The 16,256-nt window shown below is 66.6% G+C and carries 12 protein-coding genes; 6 read left to right on the forward strand and 6 right to left on the reverse strand.

Translation table 11 applies throughout. From position 1 onward, the window contains the following. The first annotated feature begins 85 nt into the window (after nucleotides 1-85). Nucleotides 86-565 carry a glutathione peroxidase gene (locus HDG37_RS15545; protein WP_090800611.1) on the forward strand — a complete coding sequence of 160 codons (480 nt, stop codon included), beginning with the start codon at nucleotides 86-88 and terminating at the stop codon, nucleotides 563-565. Nucleotides 566-575: 10 nt separating this feature from the next. Here HDG37_RS15545 and cls read toward each other — a convergent pair whose 3' ends face one another. The 6 genes from cls to dapC all read right to left on the reverse strand — a co-directional run bounded on the left by cls (nucleotide 576) and on the right by dapC (nucleotide 6,931). Further along, nucleotides 576-2,063 (reverse strand): cardiolipin synthase, encoded by a 1,488-nt coding sequence (gene cls, locus HDG37_RS15550; protein ID WP_184049085.1) that lies wholly within the window; start codon nucleotides 2,061-2,063, stop codon nucleotides 576-578. 201 nt (nucleotides 2,064-2,264) lie between these two features. Then, nucleotides 2,265-3,149: a 50S ribosomal protein L3 N(5)-glutamine methyltransferase gene (prmB, locus tag HDG37_RS15555; RefSeq protein ID WP_184049088.1), complete on the reverse strand. Its 885-nt coding sequence runs from the start codon at nucleotides 3,147-3,149 to the stop codon at nucleotides 2,265-2,267. Nucleotides 3,150-3,163: 14 nt separating this feature from the next. Further along, a complete protein-coding gene (dapE, locus tag HDG37_RS15560; protein WP_184049091.1) occupies nucleotides 3,164-4,303 on the reverse strand; it encodes a succinyl-diaminopimelate desuccinylase in 1,140 nt (379 codons plus the stop codon). A 141-nt stretch (nucleotides 4,304-4,444) separates the two neighbouring features. Beyond that, nucleotides 4,445-4,810: an ArsC family reductase gene (locus tag HDG37_RS15565; protein ID WP_090800605.1), complete on the reverse strand. Its 366-nt coding sequence runs from the start codon at nucleotides 4,808-4,810 to the stop codon at nucleotides 4,445-4,447. Next, on the reverse strand, nucleotides 4,810-5,637 hold the full coding sequence (gene dapD, locus HDG37_RS15570; RefSeq protein ID WP_184049094.1) for a 2,3,4,5-tetrahydropyridine-2,6-dicarboxylate N-succinyltransferase: 828 nt from the start codon (nucleotides 5,635-5,637) through the stop codon (nucleotides 4,810-4,812). The genes HDG37_RS15565 and dapD overlap by 1 nt, the downstream gene beginning before the upstream one ends. Before the next feature lie 73 nt (nucleotides 5,638-5,710). Beyond that, complete coding sequence (gene dapC, locus HDG37_RS15575; protein ID WP_184049097.1) at nucleotides 5,711-6,931, reverse strand: succinyldiaminopimelate transaminase; 1,221 nt, start codon at nucleotides 6,929-6,931, stop codon at nucleotides 5,711-5,713. Between the two features lie 304 nt (nucleotides 6,932-7,235). Here dapC and HDG37_RS15580 point away from each other — a divergent pair, with 304 nt between their 5' ends. The 5 genes from HDG37_RS15580 to def all read left to right on the forward strand — a co-directional run bounded on the left by HDG37_RS15580 (nucleotide 7,236) and on the right by def (nucleotide 16,193). Then, nucleotides 7,236-8,297, forward strand: coding sequence for a DMT family transporter (locus tag HDG37_RS15580; RefSeq protein WP_184049100.1), 1,062 nt, complete (start codon nucleotides 7,236-7,238; stop codon nucleotides 8,295-8,297). A gap of 184 nt (nucleotides 8,298-8,481) precedes the next feature. Further along, a complete protein-coding gene (smc, locus tag HDG37_RS15585) occupies nucleotides 8,482-12,000 on the forward strand; it encodes a chromosome segregation protein SMC (RefSeq protein ID WP_184049102.1) in 3,519 nt (1,172 codons plus the stop codon). Nucleotides 12,001-12,113: 113 nt separating this feature from the next. Then, a complete protein-coding gene (locus HDG37_RS15590; RefSeq protein ID WP_184049105.1) occupies nucleotides 12,114-13,430 on the forward strand; it encodes a cell division protein ZipA C-terminal FtsZ-binding domain-containing protein in 1,317 nt (438 codons plus the stop codon). Between the two features lie 166 nt (nucleotides 13,431-13,596). Further along, nucleotides 13,597-15,660, forward strand: coding sequence for an NAD-dependent DNA ligase LigA (ligA, locus tag HDG37_RS15595; protein ID WP_184049109.1), 2,064 nt, complete (start codon nucleotides 13,597-13,599; stop codon nucleotides 15,658-15,660). After that, on the forward strand, nucleotides 15,660-16,193 hold the full coding sequence (gene def / locus HDG37_RS15600; protein WP_184049112.1) for a peptide deformylase: 534 nt from the start codon (nucleotides 15,660-15,662) through the stop codon (nucleotides 16,191-16,193). Before ligA ends, def begins: the two co-directional genes overlap by 1 nt. Nucleotides 16,194-16,256 lie beyond the last annotated feature (63 nt).

Below are 16,256 nucleotides of genomic sequence, written 5' to 3' on the forward strand. Positions count from 1 at the left end.
CTTCGCGCGCAGCGCTCATCGGCCATCCGGCCGACTGTATCGGCAGCGCTTTTGGCATAGACTGACGGCTTTTACGGGAGGGCACATGACATCGATCTTTTCGTTTTCGGCACGCACGCTCGGCGGCGAGGAAGCGAGTCTCGCGCAGTACGAAGGCAAAGTGATGCTGATCGTCAATACCGCGAGCGAATGCGGGTTCACGCCGCAATACGCGGGCTTGCAGAAACTGTATGACGCGTACGCGGCGCGCGGGCTCGCGGTGCTCGGTTTTCCGTGCAACCAGTTCGGCAAGCAGGAGCCGGGCGACGCCGCGCAGATCGGCAGCTTCTGCGAGAAGAACTACGGCGTGACGTTTCCGATGTTCGACAAGATCGACGTGAACGGCCCGAACGCGCACCCGCTGTTCCGCTATCTGACGATCGAGGCGCCGGGACTGCTCGGTCTCGAGGCGATCAAGTGGAATTTTACGAAGTTTCTGATCGGCCGCGACGGCAACGTGGTCAAGCGCTATGCGCCGCTGACCAAGCCCGAGGCGATCACCGGGGATATCGAAGCGCTGCTGTAAGCAGGCACGCCTACAGGATCGGCGAAAAGAGCCGCGCGACGTGCATCAGCATGCGTCGCAGCGCGTTCGATTTGCGGTACTCGTCGCGGTCGATTTCGCGCGACTCGGCAAAGTCGTCGAGCAGCATCGTCTCGACTTCGAGCGCGAAGCCGCGGTCGACGGTCAGCACCATGATCTCGAAGTTCAGGCGAAACGAACGGTTGTCGAGATTGGCGCTGCCGATCGCGGCCGCGCTGCTGTCGATCAGCACGACCTTCTGATGCAGGAAGCCCGGCTGATAGCGGAAGATGCGAATGCCCGCGCGCAGCGAGTCGTACGCATAGAGCTTCGACGCCGCGAACACCACGAGGTGATCGCGCCGGCTCGGAATCAGGATGCGCACGTCGACGCCGCGCAGCGCAGCGAGGCGCAACGCAGCGAATACGGCTTCGTCGGGGACGAGGTAGGGCGTCGTGATCCAGATGCGTTCACGTGCCGCGTTGATTGCTTCGACGAAAAACAGCGAGCAGGTCTCCTGCTTGTCGGCCGGGCCGCTCGGCAGCACGAGGCAGTGCATGTTGTTCGCGGCGCGCTCGTTGGCGCCGTGGTCGCCGGGCTGGTCGAAGGATGGGGTCACGGAATCCGCGGCCGGCGCGTCGAACTCGGGCAACTGCTGCGTGGCCCAGTACCAGTCCTCGATGAAGACGAACTGGATGCTTGCGACCGCCGGACCACGCACTTCGATGTGCGTATCGCGCCACGGCGACAGCGGCGGCTTCGCGCCCAGATATTCGACCCCGACGTTATGACCGCCGACAAACGCGCGCTCGCCGTCGACCGCCACGATCTTGCGGTGATTGCGGAAATTCAGTTGCAGACGGTTGACGAAGAGGCGGTTCGTGGCGAACGGCTGCATCTCGATGCCGGCGGCGCGCAGCGCCGCGACGTAGCGGTGCGGCAGATCGAAGCTGCCGATACTGTCATACAGGAAGTAGACCCGCACGCCCTGTTTGGCTTTGGCGATCAGCGCGTCCTTCAGCATGTCGCCGAGCGCGTCGTCGCGCACGATGAAGAATTGCACGATCACATAGCGGCGCGCGTTCTCGATCGCCTCGAAGATCGCCTCGAAAGTCGCCGTGCCGTTGACCAGCGTGCGCACGGTATTGCCGGGCAGGAACGGCATGCCGCCGAGGCGCGTCAGCGACTGCACGAGCCGCGAGCCGAGCTGCTGCGTCGGCACCCCGGCCGACGACGCCTGCGTGTCCCACACCAACGGATGCGCGCGCGTGCGCAGCAGCTCGTTCTCGACGCGGCGCGCGTCCGCGTAGCCGGCGAACTTGCTGCGGCCAAGGAACAGGTAGGGTATGAGCGTCAGATAAGGCATCGCGACCAGCGACACGGCCCACGCGATCGCCCCTTGCGAGGTGCGGGTATGGAGAATCGCGTGAGCGGCCGCGATGATGCCGAGAATGTGGGCAACAGCAACCAGCGTGCCGACGTGAAGCAGGTCGAATGACATAAGCTCGCGAACAGTTGGCGAAGCGCCGTGGTTCAGGAAACGGAGGCGGGCACGGGCTCGCTCCGTGGTCTGCGGCGAACGCGTCGGGCAACGGGCTCAGGCTGCGGTTGCGGGCAAGGCCACGCGCTGTCGCGGCGATTGCTCGTGCCCCTGCCTGAGAAACGCGCTTGAAACGACGATCAAACGGTCAGCATGCCGGACTCAGACCGGCAAGTCGCTGGCCTGGATCAGAAACACGTTGTCGTCGCCGGCGCTGGTCGACAGCCACACGAGGTCGAGACCGCCGAACGCGGCATCGACGTGCTCGCGTTCGTTGCCGATCTCGATGACGAGCACGCCGTCTTCGGTCAGCCAGTTGCGCGCGTCGGCAATGATCCGGCGCACGATGTCCATGCCGTCGGCGCCACCGGCGAGCGCCATCTCCGGCTCGTGCTTGTATTCGGCCGGCAGCTCCTGCATCGAGGTGGCGTTCACGTACGGCGGATTGCTGATGATCACATCGTAGCGGCGCTCGGCGAGCGGCGCATACAGATCGCCTTCGAACAGCGCGATGCGCTCGTCGAGGTGGTAGTCCAGCACGTTGCGCGTCGCGACTTCGAGCGCGGGCGCGGACAGATCGACCGCGTCGACGTCGGCGTTCGGGAAGGCGTGCGCGGCGAGGATCGCGAGGCACCCGGAGCCGGTGCACAGTTCGAGCACCGCGCCGACCTGCTCGGGGTCCTCGACGTACGGCTGCAGGCCATCCTGCAGCAGCTCGCCGATGAACGAGCGCGGCACGATCACGCGCTCGTCGACGTAAAAGCGATAGCCGTGCATCCACGCTTCCTGCGTGATGTACGCGGCCGGCACGCGTTCGGCGGCGCGTCGCTCGATCACTTTCAGCACCGCCTCGATTTCGGCCGTGGTCAGGCGTGCGTCGAGAAACGGTTCGAGCAGGTCGAGCGGCAAATGCAGCGTGTGCAGGATCAGATAGGCGGCTTCGTCGTAGGCATTGGCCGAGCCGTGGCCGAACGACAGTTTGGCCTCGCTAAAACGCGACACTGCATAACGCAGCAGGTCGCGGACGGTGCAAAAAGGAAGCGTCATCGCAAAGTTCCAGGTTACGCGATCAGTTGTTCGAGCACGCGGCGATACACGTTCTTCAGCGGCTCGATATGGGCGACTTCGATATGTTCGTCGATCTTGTGGATGCTCGCGTTCAGCGGACCGAACTCGATCACCTGCTTGCAGATGCGCGCGATGAAGCGGCCGTCCGACGTGCCGCCGGTGGTCGACAGTTCGGTGTCCACGCCGGTTTCGTCCTTGATCGCCTGCGCGAGCGCGCTCGACAACTCGCCGCGCGGGGTGAGAAATGGCAGGCCGCTCACGGTCCATTGCAGTTCGTATTCGAGGCCGTGTTTGTCGAGAATCGCATGCACGCGCTTTTGCAGTCCTTCGACGGTGCTCGCGGTCGAGAAGCGGAAGTTGAACATCACGTCCGCGTGGCCGGGGATCACGTTGGTCGCGCCGGCGCCGCTGTGGAGGTTCGACACCTGCCAGGTGGTCGGCGGGAAATAGTCGTTGCCTTCGTCCCAGCGCTCGGCGACCAGTTCGGCGAGCGCTGGCGCCAGCAGGTGCACCGGATTCTTCGCCAGATGCGGGTAGGCGATATGGCCCTGCACGCCCTTGACGATCAGCTTGCCCGACATCGAGCCGCGCCGGCCGTTCTTGACCATGTCGCCGAAACGCTCGCTCGAGGTCGGCTCGCCGACGATGCAGTAGTCCATGCGCTCACCGCGCTGCTGCAATGCTTCGACGACCTTGACGGTGCCGTCGGTGGCGGGGCCTTCCTCGTCGCTCGTGATCAGGAACGCGATCGAGCCGCGGTGCTCGGGGTGCGCGGCGACGAACTCCTCGCTCGCGACGACGAAGCCGGCGATCGACGCCTTCATGTCCGCCGCGCCGCGGCCGTACAGCTTGCCGTCGCGCTGGGTCGGCTCGAACGGCGCCGAGCGCCACTGTTCGAGCGGGCCGGTCGGTACCACGTCGGTGTGGCCGGCGAACGCGAGCAGCTTGCCTTGCGTGCCGTCGACGCCGCGTTTGACGGCCCACAGGTTGGTCACGCCGTTGGATTCGATCGTCTCGTGCTCGAAGCCGAGCGCGGCGAGGCGCTCGATCAGGAGACGCTGGCAATGCTGATCGTCGGGCGTGACGGACGCGCGCGCGATCAGTTGTTCGGTAAGGGCGAGGGTGCCGGACATGGATTCAGTACAAGCCACTTTGAAATGAAAAAATGCCGGCTCGCGGTGAGGCACCGCAGCCGGCAACAGCCTTTGAACGACGCGGCGCGAGGCCGCGCGCTCGACTACCCCGTGCTGGAGCCTGGCGCTTCAGCGCCGCGCTCAGACAAACAGCGCCGCGTACTCGTCCGCCGAAAAGCCGAGCGACTTCACCCGCCCGTTCACGACCAGCACCGGCCGCTTGATCACCGACGGCTTGTGGATCATCAGCGCGATCGCGCCCGGCTGCGTTTCCGCGGCCGCCTTCATGTCGTCGGACAGAGCGCGCCACGTCGTGCCGCGGCGGTTCAGCAACGCCTCGAGCTTGACGTCCTTGAGCCAGTCCTGCACGAGCGGCTCGGTCACGCCGGCCTTCTTGAAGTCGTGGAACTCGAACTCGACGCCGTGCTCTTCGAGCCACACACGGGCCTTCTTCACGGTGTCGCAGTTCGGAATGCCGTAGACGACGGTTTTGGTGCCGCGCGCCATCAATCGCCTCGCAGCAACTCGTTCAGGCCGACCTTCGCGCGCGTCTTCGCGTCGACCTTCTTGACGATGACCGCGCAGTACAGGCTGTGCGTGCCGTCCTTCGACGGCAGGTTGCCCGCCACCACGACCGATCCCGCCGGAATGCGGCCGTACGTGACTGCACCGGTTTCGCGGTCGTAAATTTTGGTGCTCTGGCCGAGGTACACGCCCATCGAGATCACCGAGTTTTCCTCGACGATCACGCCTTCGACGACTTCCGAGCGCGCGCCGATGAAGCAGTTGTCTTCGATGATGACCGGGTTGGCCTGCAGCGGCTCCAGCACGCCGCCGATGCCGACGCCGCCCGACAGGTGCACGTTCTTGCCGATCTGCGCGCACGAGCCGACGGTGGCCCACGTGTCGACCATCGTGCCTTCGTCGACGTACGCGCCGATGTTGGTGTACGACGGCATCAGCACGACGTTCTTCGCGATGAACGAGCCGCGGCGCGCGATCGCGGGCGGCACCACGCGGAAGCCGCCGGCGGCGAAGTCTTCAGCGGTGTAGTTCGCGAACTTCGACGGCACCTTGTCGTAGAACTGGCTGTAGCCGCCGGCCGGCATCGGCGCGTTGTCTTCCAGACGGAACGACAGCAGCACGGCCTTCTTCAGCCACTGGTTGACGACCCAGTCGCCGTCCTTCTTTTCGGCGACGCGCAGCGCGCCCTTATCGAGTTGCTCGATCGCATGGGCGACGGCTTCGCGCACTTCTGCCGGCGCGGCTTTCGGCGACAGTTCGGCGCGGTTGTCCCAGGCGGTATCGATGATGCTCTGAAGTTGTTGCGGCATATGCGTGATTATCTGAAGGGTTGAAGTCTGAAGAAGGGGATGCCGTGTAGCTCGAGCGAGGCTCAGGCTGCACTCAGTTGACACTGAGCGAGCGGCAGAATTCGACGATCCGCTGCGCGCCCGCCGTGCATTCGTCGACGTCGGCGACGAGCGCGAGGCGCACGAAATTGCGGCCGGGGTTCACGCCGTGCGCGGTGCGCGCGAGGAACGAGCCCGGCAGAACCGTCACATTATAGTCGGCGTAGAGGCGCTGGGCGAACTCGGTGTCCGTGAGGCCGGTGCGCTCGACGTTGGCCCACAGGTAGAACGCGGCGTCGGGCAGGCGCACGTCGAGCACGTCGGCGAGCATCGGCGTGACGGTCGTGAACTTCTGCAGGTACTTCGCGCGGTTCTCGCGCACGTGTGTCTCGTCGCTCCATGCGACGACGCTCGCGCTCTGGAATACCGTCGAGAGCGCCGTACCGTGGTACGTGCGGTACAGCAGGAACGCCTTGAGAATCGAGGCGTCGCCGGCGACGAAGCCCGAGCGCATGCCCGGCACGTTCGAGCGCTTCGACAGGCTCGACAGCATCACGAGGCGCTCGAAACCGCGTCCGAGCTTGTGCGCGGCTTCCAGTCCGCCGAGCGGCGGCTTTGACTCGTCGAAATAGATTTCCGAGTAGCACTCGTCCGAAGCGATCACGAAGCCGTAGCGGTCCGACAGCGCGAACAGCTCGCGCCAGTCGTCGAGCGTGAGCACGGCGCCGGTCGGGTTGCCCGGCGAGCAGACGTACAGCAGTTGCGTGCGGGCCCACACGTCGGCGGGCACCGCCGAGTAGTCGCACGCGAAGTTGCGCGCCGGGTCGCTGTTGACGAAGTACGGCTGCGCGCCGCCGAGTAGCGCCGCGCCTTCGTAGATTTGGTAGAACGGGTTCGGACAGAGTACGATCGCAGGCTCGCCGTCAGCATCGCGGCGCGGATTGAGCACCGTCTGCGCGAGCGCGAACAGCGCCTCGCGCGAGCCCGCCACCGGCAGCACCTCGGTCAGCGGATCGAGCGGCGGCAGGTTGTAGCGTTGCGCGACCCATTTCGCGATCGACTCGCGCAGCGGCGCCGAGCCGAGCGTGGCCGGATACGCGGCGAGGCCGCCGAGCGAATCGATGACGGCGTCGCGGATCAGCGGCGGGGTTGGATGTTTCGGCTCGCCGATGCCGAAGCTGATGTGCGCAAGGCCGGCCGGTGGCGTGACGTCCTTGAAAAGCAGGCGCAGCTTTTCGAACGGATAGGGCTGAAGGGAGTCGAGTAGCGGATTCACGGACGAAATGGCCTGATCGGGATGGACGCGGACGAATGGCGGGACAACCGGGCACGCGCGCCGGCGGGCGGCGGCGAACAGACGATTATAGCGTGGCGCGCCCGCGGACCAGGCGGGCGCCTGGCGCGCGGCGCGGGAGCAATCCGCGTGGCGGCACACCGGGGCGCCGCGGCGGGAACGGCGCGAAATCCGCCACGGTTCGCGTAAAAGAATACGCAGGAGCAGCAATGTACGCAGCAGTTCAGGAGACGGCCGGCTGGACCCTCATACGACCCGCCCACGACGCCCGTCGGAGTCCCGCCCCATGACCAACTGGCTTCGCAACGGCTGGCCGACGCTCGCGATCATGCTGGGCGCGTCGGTCTGGGGGATGGTCTGGTATCCGCTGCGGATGCTGGCCGCGCTCGGGGTGACCGGCACCGCCGCGAGCGCGCTCACGAGCGGCACCGGCTGCCTGTTCGTGCTGCTCGTGCGGAATGGCGCGCTGAAGACCGTGCGGTGGCACTGGCTGCTGCCGGCGCTCGCGCTCGCCGCGGGCGTCACGAATCTCGGCTTCGTGTGGGGCGCGATCCACGGTCAGGTGATGCGCGTGCTGCTGCTGTTCTACCTGACGCCTGCGTGGACCGCGCTGTTCGCGCATTTCATCCTGCACGAGCGGCTCACGTGGTCGGGCGCGGCGCTGGCCGCGCTGTCGCTCGCGGGCGCGATGACGATGCTATGGTCGCCGCGTCTCGGCATTCCGGTACCCGGCAATCCCGCCGAATGGGCCGGGCTCGCCGGCGGCATGGGCTTCGCGATGAGCAACGTGCTGATCCTGAAGACGAGCCGCGTGCTGCCGGACATGAAGCCCGAAATGCGCACCGCGGTGATCTTCGGCGGCGCGGCGCTGTTCGGCGCGCTCGCGTCGCTGTTCGAGCCGATGCCCGCGCCGCCCGTCGGCGCGCATCTGGGCACGGCGGCGCTGCTGGTGCTCGGTCTCGGTCTGCTGCTCGCGTCGAACAACATGCTCGTGCAATACGGGCTCTCGCGCGTGCCGGCCAATCGCGCGTCGATCATCATGCTGTTCGAACTCGTCGTGACGGCGCTGTCGGCGTGGCTGTTCGCCGGCGAAGTGCCGGGCCCGCGCGAATGGGCCGGCGGCGCGTGCATCGTGCTCGCGTCGGCCTTGTCGAGCTGGGTGCATCGGACGAAATTGGCGCCGCCCGATCCCGCCATCGGGGACACGGAGGGACCCGGCGGCGACGATGGACGCGGTGGTCAATGCGGTAGCAAACGCGGCGACCAACGCGGCGACGAACACGGCCCTGACGGCGACAGTGACGACCACCGAAAGGGCGGTAAGAATCGTCCACGCGCGATGGTATGATTCCCCCTCATTAGCCGGCGCATGCGTACCTGCGTGTGCCTCAGATATGCATGAGCGCATGCAGCCGGCAACCAAATTGCGAAGGCTCGCGAGGTTGCGCGGGGCCGTCCCGCTGCGGCGGTGAACGACTGGCGCAACCTCGCGAGCCACCTATCACTCTCTCTTTTCAAACAGCGAAATCGCCGTGCGGCTCACCTCGATCAAACTCGCTGGTTTCAAATCCTTCGTCGATTCCACGCATTTCCAGGTCCCAGGCCAGTTGGTTGGCGTGGTCGGTCCGAACGGGTGCGGCAAATCCAACATCATCGACGCCGTGCGCTGGGTGCTCGGCGAATCGCGCGCCTCTGAATTGCGCGGCGAGTCGATGCAGGACGTGATCTTCAACGGCTCGACCGCCCGCAAGCCCGGCAGCCGCGCGAGCGTCGAACTCGTGTTCGACAACGCGGACGGCCGCGCGGCCGGCCAGTGGGGCCAGTATGCGGAGATCGCCGTGAAGCGCGTGCTGACGCGCGACGGCACGTCGAGCTACTACATCAACAATCTGCCGGCGCGGCGCCGCGACATCCAGGACATCTTCCTCGGCACCGGCCTCGGGCCGCGTGCGTACGCGATCATCGGGCAGGGCATGATCGCGCGGCTGATCGAGGCGAAGCCCGAAGAGCTGCGCGTGTTCCTCGAAGAAGCCGCCGGCGTGTCGAAGTACAAGGAGCGCCGCCGCGAGACCGAGAACCGTCTGCACGACACGCGCGAGAACCTGACGCGCGTCGAGGACATCGTCCGCGAGCTCGGCACGAATCTCGAGAAGCTCGAGGGGCAGGCGGTCGTCGCGACCCGTTATCGCGAGCTGCAAGGCGACGGCGAGGAAAAGCAGCGTCTGCTGTGGTTGCTGCGCAAGAACGAGGCGGCCGGCGAGCAGCAGCGCCAGCAACGCGCGATCGAGCAGGCGCAGATCGACCTCGAGGCGCAAACCGCAAAGCTGCGCGAAGTCGAGGCGGAACTCGAAACGCTGCGCGTCGCGCACTATTCGGCGAGCGACGCGATGCAGGGCGCGCAGGGCGCGCTGTACGAGGCGAACGCGGAAGTGAGCCGGCTGGAAGCCGAGATCCGCTTCATCGTCGAATCGCGCAACCGCGTGCAGGCGCAGATCGCCGCGCTGAGCGCGCAGCGCGAGCAGTGGCAATCGCAGGCCGACAAGGCGCAGGACGATATCGCCGACGCTGAAGAGCAACTGGCCGTCGCTGAAGAAAAAGCCGTGCTCGCCGAACAGGACGCCGCCGCGAAGCACGATGCGCTGCCCGCCCTCGAAGCGCGCTGGCGCGACGCTCAGGCGGAGCTGAACACCGAGCGCGGCGGCATCGCGCAGACCGAGCAGGCGCTGAAGCTCGAAGCCGCGCATCAGCGCAATGCCGATCAGCAGTTGCAGCAGCTGCAGCAGCGCCATGAGCGGCTGAAATCGGAAGAGGGTGGCCTCGACGCGCCCGACGAGGCGCAGCTCGAGGAATTGCGCGTGCAGCTCGCCGAGCACGAGGAAATCCTTCACGACGCACAGGGCCGCCTCGCCGACGCCCAGGAAACACTGCCGCGGCTCGACGGTGAACGCCGCGCCGCGCAGGAGCGCGTGCAGGCCGAAAGCGCGCAGATCCATCAGCTCGACGCGCGCCTCGCCGCGCTCAGGCAGTTGCAGGAAAACGTGCAGACCGAAGGCAAGATCCAGCCGTGGCTCGACAAGCACGAGCTGGGCAGCCTGCCGCGTCTGTGGAAGAAACTGCATGTCGAGGCCGGTTGGGAAACCGCGCTCGAAGCGGTGCTGCGCGAGCGCCTCGCCGCGCTCGAAGTGTCGAATCTCGACTGGGTCAAGGCGTTCGCAACCGACGCGCCACCGGCCAAGCTCGCGTTCTACGCGCCGCCCGCGGCTGGTCAGCCTGCTCCGGCCGCGGGCGCGCTGCGCTCGCTGCTGTCGCTCGTGCGCATCGAGGACGCGGGTATCCGCGCGGTGCTGACCGATTGGCTCGGCCTCGCGTTCGTCGCCGACGATCTGCAGCAGGCGCTTTCGATGCGCGCGCAGCTGCCCGAGGGCGGCGCGTTCGTCGTCAAGGCGGGGCATGTGGTCACGCGCGTCGGCGTACAGCTGTATGCGGCCGATTCCGAACAGGCCGGCATGCTGGCGCGTCAGCAGGAAATCGAAAACCTCGGCCGCCAGGTGCGCGCACAGGCATTGCTCGCCGACGAGGCGAAGGCCGCCGCGATCCGCGCCGAAGCCGCGCACACGCAAGCCGCGCAGGCGCTCGCCGAGCTGCGCCAGCAGGCCGAACGCGCGACGCAGCGGGTGCACGCGTTGCAGATGGACGTGCTGAGGCTCACCCAGGCACACGAACGCTACACGCAGCGCAGCACGCAGATTCGCGAGGAACTCGAAGAAATCGCCGCGCAGATCGACGAGCAGCGGGCGCTGCGCGCCGAGTCGGAAGCGAACTTCGAGCGTCACGACGGCGAGCTCGCCGAACTGCAGGCGCGCTTCGAAGACCACCAGCTCGCGTTCGAAGCACTCGACGAAGAACTGACGACCGCCCGTGGCGAAGCACGCGAGCTCGACCGCGCCGCTACCGACGCGCGCTTCGCCGCGCGCAACATGGCGAACCGCATCGACGAATTGAAGCGCAGCATCCAGGTCGCGCACGAGCAGAGCGAGCGCGTCGCGGGCGCGCTCGAAGACGCGCGCGCCGAACTGGAAACGATCAACGAGCAGACCGCGCACACCGGGCTGCAGGACGCGCTCGACATCCGCGCCGTGAAAGAAGAGGCGCTGCGCGCCGCGCGCGTCGAGCTCGACGACCTGACCGCGAAGCTGCGCTCGGCCGACGAAACGCGCCTCACCGCCGAGCGCGCCCTGCAGCCGCTGCGCGACCGCATCAACGAATTGCAGTTGAAGGAGCAGGCCGCGCGCATCAGCGGCGAGCAGTTCGTCGAGCAGCTGGCCGCGGCCGGTGTCGACGAGGCCGAGCTGCAAGCCAAGCTGACGGCGGACATGAAGCCGTCGTACCTGCAGGGCGAAGTCACGCGCATCAACAACGCGATCGCCGCGCTCGGGCCGGTCAACATGGCCGCGCTCGACGAGCTGAAGGCCGCGACCGAGCGTAAGAGCTTCCTCGATTCGCAGTCGGCTGACCTGACGAGCGCGATCGAAACGCTCGAAGACGCGATTCGCAAGATCGACGCCGAAACGCGCACGCTGCTGCAAAGCACGTTCGACGAAGTGAACCGCCATTTCGGCGAGCTGTTCCCGCGTCTCTTTGGCGGCGGCCAGGCGAAGCTGATCATGACCGGCGACGAAATCCTCGACGCCGGCGTGCAGGTGATGGCTCAGCCGCCAGGCAAGAAGAATTCGACGATTCACCTGCTGTCGGGCGGCGAGAAAGCGCTGACCGCGACCGCGCTCGTGTTCGCGATGTTCCAGCTGAATCCGGCGCCGTTCTGTCTGCTCGACGAAGTGGACGCGCCGCTCGACGACGCCAACACCGAGCGTTTCGCGAATCTGGTACGGGCGATGTCCGACAAAACGCAGTTCCTGTTCATTTCGCACAACAAGATCGCGATGGAGATGGCGCAGCAGCTGATCGGCGTGACGATGCAGGAGCAGGGCGTCTCGCGGATCGTCGCGGTCGACATGGAAACGGCGGCGGGTTTCGCCCAGAATATCGTTTGAGTTAACGCCTTCGCGGGCATCCGCATCCAGCGCAGCGGCCTCGATGAGCGCCGCGCGGTACGTGGAGCGGACGACAGGCCCGCGCGGATAGAAGAATTGCTGATGGAGCATGCATGGACGAGTTGACACTCGGTTTGATCGGCGCGGGTGCCGTGGTGGTGGGAGGCGTGGTCGTGTACAACGCGTGGCAGGGCGCGAAGGTGCGCCGCAAGATGCCGCGGCCGATGCCGGCCGACACCGCCGAGAGCTTTGCGCGGGACGAGCATGAGGAGCAGAGCCCGTTCATCGAGCCGGCCCGGCCGACCAAGCGGCGCGAGCCGAGCGTGAGCGCCGAGGCGGCCGCGGACCCGACCGCGGCGCGCGTCGAGCCGACGTTCGGCGCGGGCGCCGCACCGCTCGATACACCGGCCGATATCCAGGCCGAGATGACGTCGCCGAACGGTTATCCATCGGCGGACGCCGATACCGTGGGCGAAGGCGAACCTGCGGCGGCGCCGGGCGCGCACGCGAAGCGGCCCACGGCCGAAGCGCCCGCGGCCCAGCCCGCGTCCGCCGGGCACGAGCGGGTCGAACCGATCCTGCCGGCCGCCACGACGATTTCGTCGGCGCCGCCCGCGATCGTCGATCGACGCATCGACTGTATCGTGCCGATCCGGCTGAACGGCCCCGTGGCCGGCGACAAGGTGCTTCCGCTTGCGCAGCGCTTGCGTCGGGCGGGCAGCAAGCCCGTGCACATCGAAGGCAAACCCGAAGGCGGCGGCTCGTGGGAGCTGCTGCAGAACGGCACGCGCTATGAAGAGCTGCGCGCGGCCGCGCAGCTCGCGAACCGTAGCGGCGCGCTGAACGAGCTCGAATTTTCCGAGTTCGTGACCGGCGTACAGCAGTTCGCCGATGCGCTCGACGCGGCGCCGGAATTCCCCGACATGCTCGAAACCGTCGCGATGGCGCGCGAGCTCGACGGCTTTGCCGCCCAGTGCGACGCGCAGTTGTCGATCAACGTGCTGTCGGACGGCGCGCCGTGGTCGGCCAACTACGTGCAGGCGGTCGCATCGCAGGACGGTCTGCTGCTGTCGCGCGACGGCACGCGCTTCGTCAAGCTCGACTCGCGGCAAAGCCCGGTGTTCATGCTGCAGTTCGGCGACACCAACTTCCTGCGCGACGACCTCACGTACAAAGGCGGCGAGATGATCACGCTGGTGCTCGACGTGCCGGTCGCCGACGAAGACATCCTGCCGTTCCGGCTGATGTGCGATTACGCGAAGTCGCTGGCCGAGCGCATCGGCGGACGAGTGGTCGACGACGGTCGCCGGCCGTTGCCGGAAAGCGCGCTGCTCGCGATCGAAAAACAGTTGATGACGCTGTATGCGAAGCTCGAACAGGCGGGCATTCCGGCGGGTTCGCCGGCCACGCGGCGCCTGTTCAGCCAGTAAGCCTTTTGCAGCGTTCTACGCGTTTTGACGACGGCCGCACGATGTGCGGCCGTCGTCGTTTCCGGCTTGCGTCGCAGCGCGGCCCGCCCCGATTCAGCGATGTAAAGGGGCACGCTTCCTGCGATAATCCGATGTCCGACTTTCTTCTCGAGAAGCTTCCGACAGCATGGCCCGATCCTCCGTCCCTCCTTCCGCAACCAGCGCTCCGGCCGAGCGGGCCGTGTGGTTGCGCGCGGAACTCGAACGCGCGAACTACGCGTATTACGTGCTCGATCAACCGGACCTGCCGGACGCCGAGTACGACAAGCTGTTCAAGGAGTTGGAGCGCATCGAGGCCGAGCATCCCGATCTGATCGTGCCGGATTCGCCGACGCAGCGCGTCGGCGGCGAGGCCGCGAGCGGTTTCGAGCCGGTCGTGCACGATCTGCCGATGCTGTCGTTGAACAACGGTTTCGCCGACGAAGACATCGTCGCGTTCGACAAGCGCATCGGCGACGCGCTCGGCAACAACGCGAGCGAGCCGCCGGTTCCCGTCGACTACGCGGCCGAGCTGAAATTCGACGGCCTCGCGATCTCGCTGCGCTACGCCGACGGCGTGTTCGTGCAGGCCTCCACGCGTGGTGACGGCACGACCGGCGAGAACGTCACCGAAAACGTCCGCACGATCCGCTCGATTCCGTTGAAGCTGAAGGGTAAGCGGGTGCCGCGCGTGCTCGACGTGCGCGGCGAAGTGCTGATGTTCAAGCGCGATTTCGAGCGCCTGAACGAGCGCCAGCGCACCGCCGAACAACGCGAATTCGCAAACCCGCGCAACGCGGCGGCGGGCAGCTTACGGCAGCTCGATTCGAAGATCACCGCGCAGCGGCCGCTGTCGTTTTTCGCGTATGGCATCGGCGTGCTCGAAGGCATCGAGATGCCGGCCACCCATAGCGAACTGCTCGACTGGTACAAGGAGATGGGCTTGCCGGTCAATGGCGAGCGCGCGGTCGTGCAGGGCGCCGAAGGCCTGCTCGGCTTCTTCCACGCGGTCGGCGAGAAGCGCGACAGGCTCCCCTACGACATCGACGGCGTGGTCTACAAGGTCAACCGGCGCGACGAGCAGGATGCGCTCGGTTTCGTGTCGCGCGCGCCGCGCTTCGCGCTCGCGCACAAATTCCCCGCGCAGGAAGCCCTGACGAAGCTGGTCGCGATCGACGTGCAGGTCGGCCGCACCGGCGCGATCACGCCGGTCGCGCGGCTGGAACCGGTGTTCGTCGGCGGCGCGACGGTCACGAACGCGACCTTGCACAACGAGGATGAAGTGCGCCGCAAGGACATCCGCATCGGCGACACGGTGATCGTGCGGCGCGCCGGCGACGTGATTCCGGAGGTGGTCAGCGCGCTGCTCGAGCGTCGTCCGGCCGACGCGCGCGAGTTCGTGATGCCGACGCAGTGCCCGGTGTGCGGTTCGGCGATCGAGCGGCTGCCCGACGAGGCGATCGCGCGCTGCACGGGCGGGCTCTTCTGTCCGGCGCAGCGCAAGCAGGCGTTGTGGCACTTCGCGCAGCGGCGCGCGCTCGATATCGACGGCCTCGGTGAGAAGATCATCGATCAACTGGTCGAACAGAACCTGGTGCGCACGCCGGCCGATCTGTTCAATCTCGGCTTCACGACGCTCGCGGAACTCGACCGCTTCGCCGAAAAGTCCGCGCAGAACCTGCTCGACTCGCTCGACAAGGCCAGGCACACCTCGCTCGCGCGCTTTATCTACGCATTGGGGATTCGCCATGTCGGCGAATCGACCGCGAAGGATCTCGCGAAGCACTTCGGCTCGCTCGATCCGATCATGGATGCGTCGCTGGAGGAACTGCTCGAAGTCAACGACGTGGGGCCGGTCGTCGCCGAATCGATCCACCAGTTCTTCGCCGAGGACCACAACCGCACGGTGATCGAACAGCTGCGCGCGCCGGGCAAGGTCACGTGGCCCGAGGGGCCGCCAGCGCCGAAGGCGCCGCAGGGCGTGCTGGCCGGGCAGACGGTCGTGCTGACCGGTACGCTGCCGAACCTGTCGCGCGAGGACGCGAAGGAAATGCTCGAGGCGGCCGGCGCGAAGGTGGCGGGGTCGGTATCGAAGAAAACCAGTTACGTGGTGGCGGGGGCCGACGCGGGCAGCAAACTTTCGAAGGCCGAGGAACTCGGCATCCCCGTACTCGACGAAGATGGTATGCGCAAGCTCCTGGAGGGGCACTGATGATTCACGACATTCTGAAGATGGGCGATCCGCGCCTGCTGCGAATCGCCGGGCCGGTCGATCACTTCGACACGCCCGAGCTGCACCGGCTCGTGGAAGACCTGTTCGAGACCATGCACGCGGCGAACGGCGCGGGTCTCGCCGCGCCGCAGATCGGCGTCGATCTGCAGGTGGTGATCTTCGGCTTCGGTTCGAACGAGCGCTATCCGGACGCGCCGCCGGTGCCCGAAACGGTGCTGATCAACCCGACCGTCACGCCGGTCTCGCAGGACATGGAAGAAAGCTGGGAAGGTTGCCTGTCGGTGCCTGGGCTGCGCGGCGTGGTGAGCCGGTTTTCGATGATCCGTTATCACGGCTTCGATCAGTTCGGCAATCCGATCGACCGGGTCGCCGAGGGTTTTCACGCACGGGTTGTGCAGCACGAATGCGATCATCTGATCGGCAAGCTGTATCCGATGCGGATTACCGATTTCTCGAAGTTCGGCTTTACGGAGGTCCTGTTCCCGGATCTCGATACGAATAGCGACGACTGACACGGCTGCCGCCAACAAAAAACCCACGCCAAAGTGCGTGGGTTTTTTGTTGTGCCGATGCGC

This window comes from Paraburkholderia sp. MM5384-R2, from assembly GCF_014201025.1.
Taxonomy (GTDB): domain Bacteria; phylum Pseudomonadota; class Gammaproteobacteria; order Burkholderiales; family Burkholderiaceae; genus Paraburkholderia; species Paraburkholderia tuberum.